The organism is Sphingomonas profundi, from assembly GCF_009739515.1.
Lineage (GTDB): Bacteria > Pseudomonadota > Alphaproteobacteria > Sphingomonadales > Sphingomonadaceae > Alterirhizorhabdus > Alterirhizorhabdus profundi.
On the sequence record NZ_CP046535.1, the window covers coordinates 2,212,509 to 2,225,624 of the forward strand.

At 70.4% G+C, this 13,116-nt stretch carries 8 protein-coding genes; 5 read left to right on the forward strand and 3 right to left on the reverse strand.

Annotation, left to right across the window (positions count from 1 at the left end; translation table 11 throughout):
* Nucleotides 1-75: 75 nt before the first annotated feature.
* From GNT64_RS10505 to GNT64_RS10525, 5 genes are all read left to right on the forward strand, one after another.
* A complete protein-coding gene (locus tag GNT64_RS10505) occupies nucleotides 76-2,559 on the forward strand; it encodes a PhoX family protein (RefSeq protein ID WP_156679483.1) in 2,484 nt (827 codons plus the stop codon).
* 145 nt (nucleotides 2,560-2,704) lie between these two features.
* Nucleotides 2,705-3,562 carry a PhzF family phenazine biosynthesis protein gene (locus GNT64_RS10510; protein ID WP_156679484.1) on the forward strand — a complete coding sequence of 286 codons (858 nt, stop codon included), beginning with the start codon at nucleotides 2,705-2,707 and terminating at the stop codon, nucleotides 3,560-3,562.
* A 70-nt stretch (nucleotides 3,563-3,632) separates the two neighbouring features.
* Nucleotides 3,633-3,854 (forward strand): DUF6356 family protein, encoded by a 222-nt coding sequence (locus GNT64_RS10515; protein WP_156679485.1) that lies wholly within the window; start codon nucleotides 3,633-3,635, stop codon nucleotides 3,852-3,854.
* 166 nt (nucleotides 3,855-4,020) lie between these two features.
* Nucleotides 4,021-5,616, forward strand: coding sequence for an isocitrate lyase (locus tag GNT64_RS10520; protein WP_156679486.1), 1,596 nt, complete (start codon nucleotides 4,021-4,023; stop codon nucleotides 5,614-5,616).
* Between the two features lie 538 nt (nucleotides 5,617-6,154).
* Nucleotides 6,155-6,724, forward strand: a complete 570-nt coding sequence (locus GNT64_RS10525; RefSeq protein WP_156679487.1) for a polysaccharide biosynthesis/export family protein — start codon at nucleotides 6,155-6,157, stop codon at nucleotides 6,722-6,724.
* 64 nt (nucleotides 6,725-6,788) lie between these two features.
* Here the strand turns inward: GNT64_RS10525 and GNT64_RS10530 are convergent, their stop codons facing one another.
* The 3 genes from GNT64_RS10530 to GNT64_RS10540 are packed head-to-tail and all read right to left on the reverse strand — an operon-like array spanning nucleotide 6,789 to nucleotide 12,912.
* Complete coding sequence (locus GNT64_RS10530) at nucleotides 6,789-8,609, reverse strand: ATP-binding cassette domain-containing protein (protein WP_156679488.1); 1,821 nt, start codon at nucleotides 8,607-8,609, stop codon at nucleotides 6,789-6,791.
* Nucleotides 8,606-11,722: a trifunctional glycosyltransferase/class I SAM-dependent methyltransferase/polysaccharide deacetylase gene (locus GNT64_RS10535; protein WP_197277360.1), complete on the reverse strand. Its 3,117-nt coding sequence runs from the start codon at nucleotides 11,720-11,722 to the stop codon at nucleotides 8,606-8,608. Before GNT64_RS10535 ends, GNT64_RS10530 begins: the two co-directional genes overlap by 4 nt.
* Complete coding sequence (locus GNT64_RS10540; RefSeq protein ID WP_197277361.1) at nucleotides 11,719-12,912, reverse strand: acyltransferase family protein; 1,194 nt, start codon at nucleotides 12,910-12,912, stop codon at nucleotides 11,719-11,721. Before GNT64_RS10540 ends, GNT64_RS10535 begins: the two co-directional genes overlap by 4 nt.
* Nucleotides 12,913-13,116: the final 204 nt, after the last annotated feature.

Here is a 13,116-nt window from a genome sequence, read left to right on the forward strand (position 1 = left end):
ACGTAAGCGCCCCGGAACAAATGTTACGCGCGATCCGGGTAGCGGAGCCCCACGAACATGGAAGGGGCATGAACAATGGCTGACATCGCGGACATCGCCGGATACACCGACGGCGATATCGACACGAACCGCTCGGACAATCCGAGCCTCGAGGACATCGTCGCAGCGCGCTACTCGCGCCGGCAGACGATGCTCGGCGGCGTCACCGCGCTGACCACGGCGGTGTTCGGCGGCAGCCTGCTCTCCGCATGCGGCGGCGAGAATAACGACGCGCCGGTGGTGACGGCGGGGCAGACCGCGCAGTCCGCCTCGGGCCGCATCGTCACGCTGGCCGGCACGGCGACCGACGACAAGGCCGTCTCCAGCGTCGCGTGGACGCAGATCTCCGGCCCGACGGTGACGCTCACCGGCGCCGCCACCAACAACGCCACCTTCCTCGCCCCCAGCGTCAGCGCCTCGACCCCGCTCGTCTTCCGCTTCAGCGCGATGGACGAGAAGGGCAAGATGGCCACCGCCGACACCACGGTGACGGTGGATCCCGCCACCCTGGGCTTCACCGCCCTGCCCAAGAGCCTCGACGACATCGTCAAGGTGCCGTCGGGCTACACGGTGACGGTGCTCTACCGCCTCGGCGATCCGATCAACACGACGACCCCGGCCTTCGTCAACGACGGCACCGACACCACCTTCTCGGCCCGCGCCGGCGATCATCATGACGGCATGTCGTTCTTCGGCCTCGCCGCCACCGGCAGCACGCCCGATCTGTCCAGCAGCACGCGCGGCGTTCTGGTGCTGAACCACGAGAACATCACCCAGCGCTACCTGCACCCGAACGGCCCGACGACGCTGGCGGGCGGCGCCCGCCCCGAGGGCGAGGCGCTGAAGGAGATGGAGTGCCACGGCGTGAGCGCCATCGAGGTGACGCGCGCCACCAGCGGCGCGTGGAGCTACGTCAACAGCTCCACCCTCAACCGCCGCATCACGCCGCTGACGCCCACCGTGTTCAACGGCCCGGTGCGCGGCAACGGCGCGATCCGCACGCGCTTCTCGCCGGACGGCACCGCCGGCCGGGGCACGATCAACAACTGCGCCAACGGCTACATGCCCTGGGGCACCTACGCCACCAACGAGGAGAATTGGGCCGGCTACTTCCGCCGCGACACCGGCGATGCCGCCGCCCGCGGCGGCGTGTCGGCCAAAGCCAGCGCCTCCCTCATCCGCTACGGCATCACCGAGGGCCGCGCCGGCAATTACGGCTGGGCCACGGTGACGCCGGCCGATGCCAGCAGCACGATCTACTCGCGCTGGAACATCACCGCCACGGCGGCGCTGCCGGCCGACGGCACCGGCGACTTCCGCAACGAGGCGTTCCAGTTCGGCTGGGTGGTGGAGATCGACCCGTTCGACCCGACCAAAGCGCCGCGCAAGCGCACCGCGCTTGGCCGCATGAACCATGAGGGCTGCTGGCCGTCCAACGTCGTCGTCGGCCGCAAGCCGGCCTTCTACATGGGCGACGACGCGCAGAACGAGTATCTCTACAAGTTCGTCTCGAACACCGCCTGGGTGGCGGCGGACGCGACGGCCACGGACCGCCTGGCGATCGGCGACAAGTATCTCGATGCCGGCACGCTCTACGTCGCCCGCTTCAACCAGGACGGCACCGGCACGTGGCTGCCGCTGGTCTTCGGCCAGAACGGGCTGACCACGGCGAGCAACATCTACCCCTTCGCCGACCAGGGCGACGTGCTGATCAACGCCCGCTTCGCCGCCGATGCGCTGGGCGCGACGAAGATGGACCGGCCGGAGTGGACCGCCGTGAACCCCAAGTCGGGCGAGATGTACCTGACGCTGACCAACAATTCGTCGCGCACCTTCGCCGGCACGGATGCGGCCAACCCGCGCTACTATAACGATCCGAAGGGCACGACGGCGCAGCGCGGCAACCCCAACGGCCACGTCATCCGCCTGCGCGAGACGGGCGACACGTCGGAGGCCGTGACCTTCACCTGGGACATCTACGCCTTCGGCGCGGGCTCCGACCTGGACGCGACCAACATCAACGTCTCCGGGCTGACGGCGGACAACGACTTCTCCAGCCCGGACGGCCTGTGGTTCGCCCGGCCGAGCAACGCCTCCGGCCTCGTCAACCCGCTGCTGTGGATCGAGACGGACGACGGCGCCTATACCGACCAGACGAACTGCATGCTGCTGGCGGCGGTGCCGGGCACCGTGGGCGACGGCGGCGCGCGGACGATCACCAACACCTCGCAGGACGGCACCGCCACGCGCACGCAGGCCACCTTCGTCGGCAAGGCGCCGGGCACCAATCTGCGCCGCTTCCTCGTCGGCCCGAAGGAGTGCGAGATCACCGGCATCGACACCACGCCGGACGGCCGCTCGCTGTTCGTCAACATCCAGCATCCGGGCGAGAATGGCAGCCCGGCGGCGATCAGCAGCAACTGGCCGGCCAACCAGGGCGGCACCGCGGCACCCACCGCGCGGCCGCGTTCCGCCACCATCGTCATCACCAAGAATGACGGCGGCATCGTCGGCCTCTGACGCATGATCCGGAGTGGGGGCGGGCGACCGCCCGCCTCCACTCCACCGTGCGCCGGGCCGGCGATCCGCTCCGATCCCGCGCTTACCTGCCCGCACCTGTCGCCCTGCCGGTTGACATGGCGCCGGTACGCACGAAGGAGAGGGCATGGCCCGCCCCTTCCAACTGATCGACGTGTTCGGCGTCGCGCCGTTCAGCGGCAACCCGCTGGCCGTGGTCGCGGCGGCGGAGGACCTCGATACGGAGGCGATGCAGCGCATCACGCGCTGGCTCAACCTGTCCGAGACCACCTTCCTGCTGCCGCCCCGCCATGCGGAGGCCGACTATCGCGTCCGCATCTTCACCCTGGCGCACGAACTGCCATTCGCCGGGCACCCGACGCTCGGCACGTGCCACGCGTGGCTGGCGGGCGGCGGGCAACCGCGCGATCCGGGGCGGATCGTGCAGGAGTGCGGCGCGGGGCTGATCCCGATCCGCCGCGACGGCGACGACGGCGACGGCGATCGTCTGGCCTTTGCCGCGCCGCCGCTCGTCCGCTCCGGTCCGGTCGATGACGCCACGCTGGCGGAAGCGGCGGCGGTGCTGCGGATCGATCCCGCGACGATCGTGGAGGCGCAGTGGGCGGATAACGGCCCCGGCTGGCTCGCGGTGATGCTCGCCTCGGCGGAGGCGGTGCTGGCGCTGGAGCCGGCGCGCGCGCACGATCGTCGCGTCGATATCGGCGTCGTCGGCCCACACGCGCCCGGCGGCGAGGCGGCGTGGGAGATCCGCGCCTTGTTCAGCGGCGCCCATGGCGAGATCATGGAGGATCCGGTGACGGGCAGCCTCAACGCCTCGATCGCCCAGTGGCTGTTCGCCAGCGGCCGCGCGACGGATCGCTACGTGGCGGCGCAGGGCACCCGCCTTGGCCGTACCGGCCGCGTCCATGTCGAGCGGGACGCGGCGGGCACGATCTGGATCGGCGGGCGCACCGCCACGCTGTTCTCCGGCACGATGGCCGATTAGCCGTAGCGGAACCGCTTGGGATCGCGCGATCGCTCGGGCATGAGGATGGCGCAGACATGGAGCCCGGCCGATGATCGATCGCCTGTTCCTCGCCCATCCGCGCAGCGTGGACGAGAGCTATACGCAGCATTTCTCGGTCGCCGCGCGGGTGGGCGCGACGATGGTCGTCGTCGGCATGGCGGTGCTGGTGCACGCGGTTGTGCCGGGGCTGTTCGTCCGCACCGGCCGCCGCACGATCCTGCGGCTGTACGAAGAGATCGGCGGCCGCGGCGACACCCCGCCCGGTGCCTGAGGCGGGCCACTCAACTCCGAGCCGACATTTGTAAATTATTTACAAAACGACATTCTAGCGTCACCCGGTGTAAGACGGCGTGACCCGTTTCAGGCGGGAAAACCGGCGATCTTCGCCGGCCACGTCTGTATCGATCCTTGCAACTTTCAGCGAGTGAGGATCGACCGTGACGTACCAGGACCAGATCGCAGAGACCAGCCAGCTCATCCGGAGCTACAACGGCACCTGGGACGGGATCGACGCGGAGGCCGTGGCGCGCATGCGGCTGCAGAACCGCTTCCGCACCGGGCTGGACATCGCCCGCTACACCGCCGCGATCATGCGCAAGGACATGGCCGCCTACGATGCCGATCCGGCGAACTACACCCAGTCGCTCGGCTGCTGGCACGGCTTCATCGGCCAGCAGAAGATGATCTCGATCAAGAAGCATTTCGGCACCACCAAGGGCCGCTACCTCTATCTCTCCGGCTGGATGATCGCGGCGCTGCGCTCCGACTTCGGCCCGCTGCCCGACCAGTCGATGCACGAGAAGACGAGCGTGCCGGCGCTGATCGAGGAGCTCTACACCTTCCTGCGCCAGGCCGACGCGCGCGAGCTGGGCATGATGTTCCGCGAGCTGGATCACGCCCGCGATGCCGGCAACGAGATCGAGGCGCAGCGCCTGATGCACGCGATCGAGACGCACGAGACCCATGTCGTGCCGATCATCGCCGATATCGACGCCGGCTTCGGCAATGCCGAGGCGACCTATCTGCTCGCCCGCAAGATGATCGAGGCCGGCGCCTGCGCGCTCCAGATCGAGAATCAGGTCTCCGACGAGAAGCAGTGCGGCCATCAGGACGGCAAGGTCACGGTGCCGCACGAGGACTTTCTCGCCAAGGTCCGCGCCTGCCGCTACGCCTTTCTGGAGCTGGGCGTGGAGGACGGGATCATCGTGACCCGCACCGACTCGCTGGGGGCGGGTCTCACCAAGCAGATCGCCTTCTCGCGCGAGCCGGGCGACCTTGGCGACCAGTATAACGCCTTCCTCGACTGCGAGGAGATCACCGACATCTCGCAGGCGAATGGCGACGTCATCATCAATCGCGGCGGCAAGCTGATGAAGCCCAAGCGCCTGCCCTCCAACCTCTACCAGTTCCGCGCCGGATCGGGCGAGGATCGCTGCGTGCTCGACTGCATCACCTCGCTGCAACACGGCGCCGACCTGCTGTGGATCGAGACGGAGAAGCCGCACATCGCCCAGATCGCCGGCATGGTCGACCGCATCCGGGAGGTGATCCCGAACGCCAAGCTCGTCTACAACAATTCGCCGAGCTTCAACTGGACGCTGAACTTCCGCCAGCAGGTGTTCGATGCGTGGGAGAAGGACGGCAAGGACGTCTCCGCCTACGACCGCGCCCGCCTGATGAGCGTGGACTATGACGGCACGCCGCTGGCCGACGAGGCCGACGAGCGGATCCGCACCTTCCAGAAGGATGCGGCGGCGCGGGCCGGCATCTTCCACCATCTCATCACCCTGCCGACCTACCACACGGCGGCGCTGAGCACGGACAATCTGGCGAAGGAGTATTTCGGCGAGGCGGGGATGCTGGGCTACGTCAAGAACGTGCAGCGTGCCGAGATCCGCCAGGGTATCGCCTGCGTGAAGCACCAGAACATGTCCGGGTCGGACATCGGCGACGATCACAAGGAATATTTCGCCGGCGAGGCCGCGCTGAAGGCCGGCGGCGCGCACAACACGATGAACCAGTTCGCCGCCTGAGCCATCGGCGTCGTGCAAGAAAGGCCCGGAGCGATGCTCCGGGCCTTTCGCCGTTCAGGCGCCTTGCACCGCGGTTCCGTCCGACAGATCGCTCCGGATCGGACAAACGCCGCACCGGAGCGTGTGCGGCCGGATCATGGACGGTGGCCTATCGCATCGCCCAGAGGATCAGCAGCCACCCCGCAATGCTTGTGCCGACCAGGAACAGGGCGGCCCACAGCAACTGGCACCGCGTTGCGCGAACCGAATGCGGACGCTGCTGCTGCCTGATCGCCATCCTCTTCGCCTCTGCACCCACCCCTGTTCGCACCGTCTATCAGACTATACGGTTCCGCGACAGCCGCGCAGCCGATCGCCGGACCGTTCGCAAACACGCGACTTCAACACGGCGGCACGTCGACAACGCTTCGATGCATGTCCTCGCCGCGCGCGGCGTTCCCACTTGATCGGAAATGGACGCACAAGCGGCCGCACGCCTTTCCGCATTGCAGCATCAGCCGCTAGACCAACCGCTCCGGCAGGTGCGAGGATGAACGGCATGAATGCGTCGAACGGCACGATGGTCGCCGCCCTGTTGCTGGGCGCGTCCGTGGCGCTGGGCGGGTGCGCGGCCACCCCGCCGCCGCTCTCCGCCGCCGCCGCCACGCGGGATGCTTATGCCCTCGGCCCCGGCGACAAGCTGCGCATCACCGTCTATAACGAGCCGGCGCTGACCGGCGAATATACCGTCACCCCGTCCAGCACGATCGCCTTTCCGCTGGTGGGCGACGTGCCGGTGACGGAGCGGACGATCGATACGCTGCGGCAGGCGATCACCACCCGGCTGGCGGACGGCTACGTCAACGATCCGCGCGTGAGCGTGGAGGTGATGACCTTCCGGACTTATTACATCCTGGGCGAGGTCAACAAGCCGGGCGAATATCCCTATTCCGTGGGGCTGACGCTGGAGCAGGCGGTGGCGACCGCCGGGGGCTATACCTACCGCGCCAACAAGCGCCGGATCTTCCTGCGCCGCGCCCGCGCCGAGGAGCGGTCGGTCGATCTGCGCGGCACCGCCGTAAGCGTACTGCCCGGCGACACCGTGCGCGTGGGCGAACGCTACTTCTGATCGCGTTCGAGGCACCGGCCGCGCGGCACGCGGTGGCGAGGCGGGCGCCCGATCCCGCCCTCCGTCAGCGGCACGAGAGCGCGTTCGGCCCGTCCGCGCGCGTCTCCACCGATCCGTCTTCGCGCAGCGTCAGCACGTGCGTGATCGGCAGGCCTGCCGCCAGGCGGTGGGCGATCAGGATCACCGTCGCGTCGCCGGCGGCGTCGATCAGGCGGGCGAGGATGGCGTCCTCCGCCTCCGCATCCAGCGCGCTGGTCGCCTCGTCGAGGATCAGCAGACGCGGCCGGCGCAGCAGCGCGCGGGCCAGCCCCAGCCGCTGCCGCTGCCCGCCCGAGAGATTGAGGCCGCGCTCGCCGATCCGCGTCTCACCGCCGGCGGTCAGCTCGGCGAGCAGCGCGTCGAGGCCGCTCAGCCACACAACGCGCGCCACCTCGGCATCGTCCGCCTCGGGCCGGCCGAGCCGGACATTGTCGAGGATGGTGCCGTCGATCAGCTCGACATCCTGCCCCGCCACCGCGATGCCGGCGAGCCACTGCTCGCGATCGATCCCGACCAGCGGCAGCCCATCCACCAGGATCGCGCCCGCCTGCGGATCGTAGAGGCGCAGCAGCAGGTTGACGATCGTCGACTTGCCGGCCCCGCTCTCGCCGCGCAGCAGCGTCCAGCGGCCGGCCGGGATGTCGAAGGATGCGCCGTGAAGACAGGGTTGGCGCTGGCCGGGATAGGCGAAGCGCACGCCCTCGAACGAGAGGCAGGCGCGGACCGGCATAGCATCCGTGCCCCCGCCGGCGTCGATCGGCCGGCCGAGCGCGACCAGCTCGTCGATCGCGCGCACCGGCGCGAGCAAGGTGGCGAGGTGCAGCCGCTGCGCCTCGAACTCGCTGGCATAAGGCTGCATCCGGTACAGCAGCGCCACCGCCGCCAGCACCTGTTCGTAGGAGAGCCGGTTGCGCACGGCGACCACCGCGATCAGCGCGACGATGCCGAGATAGGCGGCGTGGCTCAGCGGCTCGGCCATGCCGGAGGTGAGATCGCTGCGGATCGATCCGCGCCGCAGCCGGCCCGATTCGGCGGCAAAGGCGGCGGCCTGCGCCCGCGTCTGGCCGAAGATGCGGATCGTGCGCGCGGCCTGCAGCACCCGCATCGCCCGTGCGCTCACCGCCCGCGCGTTCACCGCCGCCGTCTCGCCGGCGCGCTCGGCAGGTCCGTCGATCAGGCGCAGCGCCAAGTTGAGCAGCAAGGTGCCGGCCAGCGCCATGCCGGCGATCAGCGGCGAGAGCAGGAACAGCAGCAGGCCGATGATCCCGGCGACGCAGCCGTTCAGCATCATCCCGGCGAAGCCGTCCGTCGCTTCCGCCACGGCCCAGCTGTGGCGGTTCAGCACGGTGAGCATGTCGCCCCAGGATCGGCGGCCGGTCTCCTCGAACGGCATCGTCAGGAAGCTGCGGAACAGGGCGCGGCGCACCCGATCGCTGATCCCGGCCTCGGCGATCGTGGCGATCAGGCGGTGCAGCGTCACGCTGGCGACGCGCAGCAGCAGCAGCGCGAAGGCCAGGGTCGCGATCGTGCGCAGGTCGCCGCCGGTCACGGCGACGATGTGGCCGATCGCGCGATCGACGAGGCCGTCGTCGAAGTCCAGCGCACCGGCCCGCCCGCGGATCACGATCGAGAGCAGCAGGATGATCACGCCGATGCCGGCCGCCTCGGCCAGCGATGCCACCACGCCGATCGCCAGGATCACCGGCGCCAGCCACAGGCGCCCGCGCCAATAGGGGCGAACGAGGCGGAACACGGAGACGAGCGCCGCCGCGCTGGGGCGCGGCGCGGCGTAATCCAGCCGATCGATGTCCGCCGGGTCGTCGTGCGGGTCTGCGCCGCCGGTCATGCGGCGGGGCGCGGCCTGCCGGTTTCCGCGTCCGTCCGCCGCAGCGCATCGACGAAGCCGTCGAGGTCGCCGAAGCCGCTCACCTCGATGCGCGGCATGTGCATCGGATCGGAGAGCAGGGTGGCGATGCCGGGGGTGGTGCCCAGGCCGAGGCCGTAGCCGGCGAGCGCGGCCGCCCGCGCGGCGAGCGGATCGTAGGCGCCATAGGGGTAGATGATCGTGTCCGGCTCCCGCCCCAGCGCCTGCCCGATCGCCAGGCGGGATCGGAACGCCTCGCGCAGCACCGCCTCGCCAGAGAGGGCCGGAAGGGCGGCGTGGCTGGCCGAGTGGCTGGCGATCACCGCGCCCTCGCGGGCGACGCGGCGCAGCGCCTCCCAGTCGATCAGCGGCGCGGGCGGGCCGTAGGCGACATCCCAGTCGGCCCTGCCGCCGACCTTGTCGGTGACGATGCCGACGGTGGCGGCCATGCCGTAATGCTGGAGCAGCGGCCAGGCGGCGGTGGCGAAATCGCAATAGCCGTCGTCGAAGGTGAGCATCACCGGCCGCCCTTCCAGCGGCTGGTCGCGCGCCAGGGCGGCGATCCACTCGGCCGGGGTGACGCCGCGATAGCCGTGGCGCCGCAGCCAGCGCAGCTGCGCCTCGAAATCGGCCGGGGACAGGCGATATTGCGCGAGCGCCGCCGGCCCGTCGTCCCGCTCGGCGATGCGATGGTACATCAGGATGGGCAGCGCCACGGCGCGCGCGCGGGCGGCCTCGCTGCGCGTCACGGTCGCGCCGCCCCACACCACATAGGCGCCATATTCCGGCAGCGGCGGCGCCTTGATCGGTCGCGTGGTCAGCTTCGGCACGATCGCCGCGTCCGTCTTGCGGAAGCGGTGGATGCGGTAGAGCTCGGTCTCGATCTGCGCCTCCAGCGCCAGACCCCCGACCGCGCCGAACACCTCGGCGATGGTCCGTGCGCCGAACACGCCATCCCAGTCGAAGCCGCTGCGGGCGCGCTCCTCCGATGCCTCGATCACATGCGCCATCACCAGCGCGCCGCCGGGCTTCAGGCGATCGGCGATGCGCCGCGCGATCGTGCGCAGCTTCGGCAGCGATCCACACTCGTACAGCACCTCGCTGCACGTGATCAGATCGTAGTCGCCGGCGATGTCGCCGTCGAAGAAATCGAGCTGGGCATAGTCGACATTGGCCTGCCCGGCGCATCGCTCGGCGGCGCGGCCGATCGCGATCGTGGAGATGTCGGTCGCCAGCAGGTGGCCGACGCGGGCGGCCAGCTGCACGGTGAAGTGGCCCTCGGCGCAGGCCAGTTCCAGCGCGGCGGCGGGCCGGTCCGGGCCGATCAGGTCGAGCGTATATTCATACTTGGTCTGCTCGTACACGCTGTCATAGGCCCAGGGATTCTCCTGCTCGAACACCTGGTCCCAGTAAGCCGGGCTGTTCGCCGCCACCTCCCGCCAGGCCGGCGCGTCCGCCGCGGCGCCCGCCGTTCCCGCGGCGGCCTGTTCGCCGGCCAGCCGCCCGGCTTCCTGCCGGCCTACGGCGGCGATGGCCTCGCGGTAGGCGGCGTCGGTGCCGCCGTAGCGCAGCCGCCCGCCGATGCTGCGGCCGAGCGTGCGGGCGAGCGCCGCGCGCACGCGCAGCGGGGCGGCGCCGGCGATGCGCCCCGGCTGGGCGATGCGCGCCTTGATGCCCCAGCCGCGCGATCGCGACATCGCGGCGGCGGCGTGCAGCCAGAAGAGCGGCCGCGCCGCGCCGACTGATCGCATGATCCGCCGGCGCTCCGGCCAGGTCGGCGCCGCCGCCACGATCGCCTCGCGCAGCGCGGCCGGCGGGATCAGCCCCAGCGCCGGCAGGTGGACGAGGCCCAGCGCCCCCTCCCCCTCCACCACCTGCACGATCACGGCGTCGCAGCCGCGCGGATCGATCACCGGCAGCGGCTGCGCGATATCGACGCGGCGGACATGCACGCCGGACGAGGCGAACGGGCGATCGAACGCCGCCGGCCCCAGCACGCGCAGGCGGGCGAGGGCGCGACACGTATCGATCGCCCGCGTCTGACCGATGCGCGCGCCGAGCGCCTGCCAGAAGCGATCGACCTGCGGCTCCAGCCCGTCCCACCCGTCCGCCAGCGACGCGCTGTCCGTGCAGCGGCCGAAGGCGAGGCCGCCGACGAAGGTCGCCACGCCATGCTCCGCGATCAGCACAGCGCCGGCATAGTCGCCGATCATGTCGAGATAGGGAAGAGGATCCTCGCCCAAGGCGATGGCGTTGGCCGCGCACATCAGGATCCAGTCCAGCTTCAGCGGCAGCCGGTCCTCGTCCGGCAGGCCATCGGCGTAGCGCGGATCGCGCGCGGGCACGGCCGGGTCGGCGCGGCAGACGCGATCGATCACCGCCAGCCCGTCCGTAGCCAGCGACAGCGGCCGGCGCGAGAGCGACTGCGGGCGGCAGTAATAGAAAGCCAGCATCTCCCGCACGCCGCGGAACGGCGCGCCGAGCCGGGCGATGCGCTGCCACAGATCCCAGTCCTCGTTCAGCGCCAGCGTCTCGTCGAACGGGCCGGCGGCGCGCATGATCCCGGCGCGGGTCAGCGCGCAGTGCACCGAGAGCACGCAGCTGCGCGCGAGCGTGCCGAACGGGTCCGACAGATCCGGCACGCGCTGCTCCTCAAGGATCCGTCCGTCCCGGTCGACGAGGGCGAAGTCGCAGTAGACGGTGCCGGCCTGCGGATGATCCCGCGCGAGATCGGTCAGCGTCTTCAGGAAGGCGGGGTGGAACCAGTCATCCGCGTCGAGGAAGCCGATCCACTCGCCGCGCGCCTCGCGCAGGCCGTGGTTGCGCGCGGCGGACGCGCCGAGATTGGGCTGGCGGAAGGCGCGGATGCGCGGATCGCCGGCGGCGCGGCTGGCGATCACCGCCGCCGTCACGTCGGTCGATCCGTCGTCCACCACGATCGCCTCCCAATCGGCGAAGGTCTGCTGGACGAGGCTGTCCAGCGCGCGATCCAGGGTCGCCGCCGCCTGATAGGCGGGGATGACGATAGACACGCGGGGCGCGCCATCGTCCGCCACGGGCGGCCCCGCCGCGATCGGCTGGACCTGCCGGTTCACCACGCCCCGATCCGGCGCGGCAGCGCGCCGCCGGACGCGGGCGGGCGACGATAGGCGAGGTGCGCGCGCAGGCGGTTGATCGGCGCCTCCACCCAGTGCCAGGACAAAGCCGCCACCGCCGCCGAGAGCAGGAACAGCTTCACCGTCAGCCACGCATCATAATGGAGCGCGCCCAGGCCGAGCTGGCGCGACGCGCGCTCCATCAGCGCGAGGATGAACTGGTGGTAGACGTAGATGCCGTAGCTGATCAGGCCGATGTAGCGCAGCGGCCGCAGCTCCAGCAGCGCGCCGGTGCGGCCGCCGAACCCGCTCGCGGCGCGCCACGTGATCGCGGCGAAGGCCAGGTTCATGCCCTCGTGCGCCGGCATGGCCAGCCATCCGCCGACGCGGCCGTGGCCCGCCATCAGCAGGGCCACCTGCACGGCGAACATGCCGGCGCCGATCCACCCCGCCCACGCCAGCCAGCCGAGCGGCCGGCGGCGATGCGCGGCGAGCGCCAGAGCGGCGCCGAACGCCAGCGAGTCGATCGACTGGAGAATGTTCGTCCGCTCGATCACCGGGTCCAGCGGCACGATCGGCGCCCAGCTATAGGCGCCGGCCGCCGCCATCGCGCCGATCGCCCACGGCAGCGCCCGCCCCGGCAGCAGGAACAGTGCGAGCGGCCAGACGAGGTAGAATTGCCACTCGACCGTCAGGCTCCACAGATGGCCGGCGGCGGAGGTATCCTCGGCATTCTGGTCCAGCGCGAACAGGATGTCGGACAGTTGCAGCAGGTGCCAGTGCAGCTCGGCTCGGATGTTCGGCAGCGCCAGCATCGCCGCCACGGCGAGCGCCAGATAGTAGGCCGGGAACAGCCGCAGCATCCGCTTGGCGTAGAAGCGCGCCAGCGGCCGGCCGATCCCGTCTCCCCACGCGCGCCGCCTGTCCTGCGTGGCGAGCAGCTGGCCGGTGATCAGATAGCCGCTCAGGACGAAGAACATCGTGACGCCGTAGGCGCCGAACTCGAAGAACTCATACTCGCCGACGCGATACGCCTCGGAGATGGTGTGCGAGAACAGCACCGCGATCACGCACAGCGCGCGGATCGCATCGAGCTGGCCGGCGCGCCGTTGTGCGTGATCCGCATCCAATCCGAGGCACTCCGTCGAGACGATGATGCCGGCGGTAATATTCGTGTTGCGCGGCAGCAAATTCGATCCGGTCCGATTCGCTCTGCTTTCTCGCGCGAAGATGCGGATCGCGCCTTGGGCGAACTGGCGCACAGCTCCCGCAATAGCGGTCGCACCGGGAGATAGAACCAAGATCAACCCGATCGCGATTGCCCGCAGGGCGTTCCCGCCATAGCCCGCTGCGTCACAGGATGGTGGACGACTTGGACGATTTCGGTTTGTGCA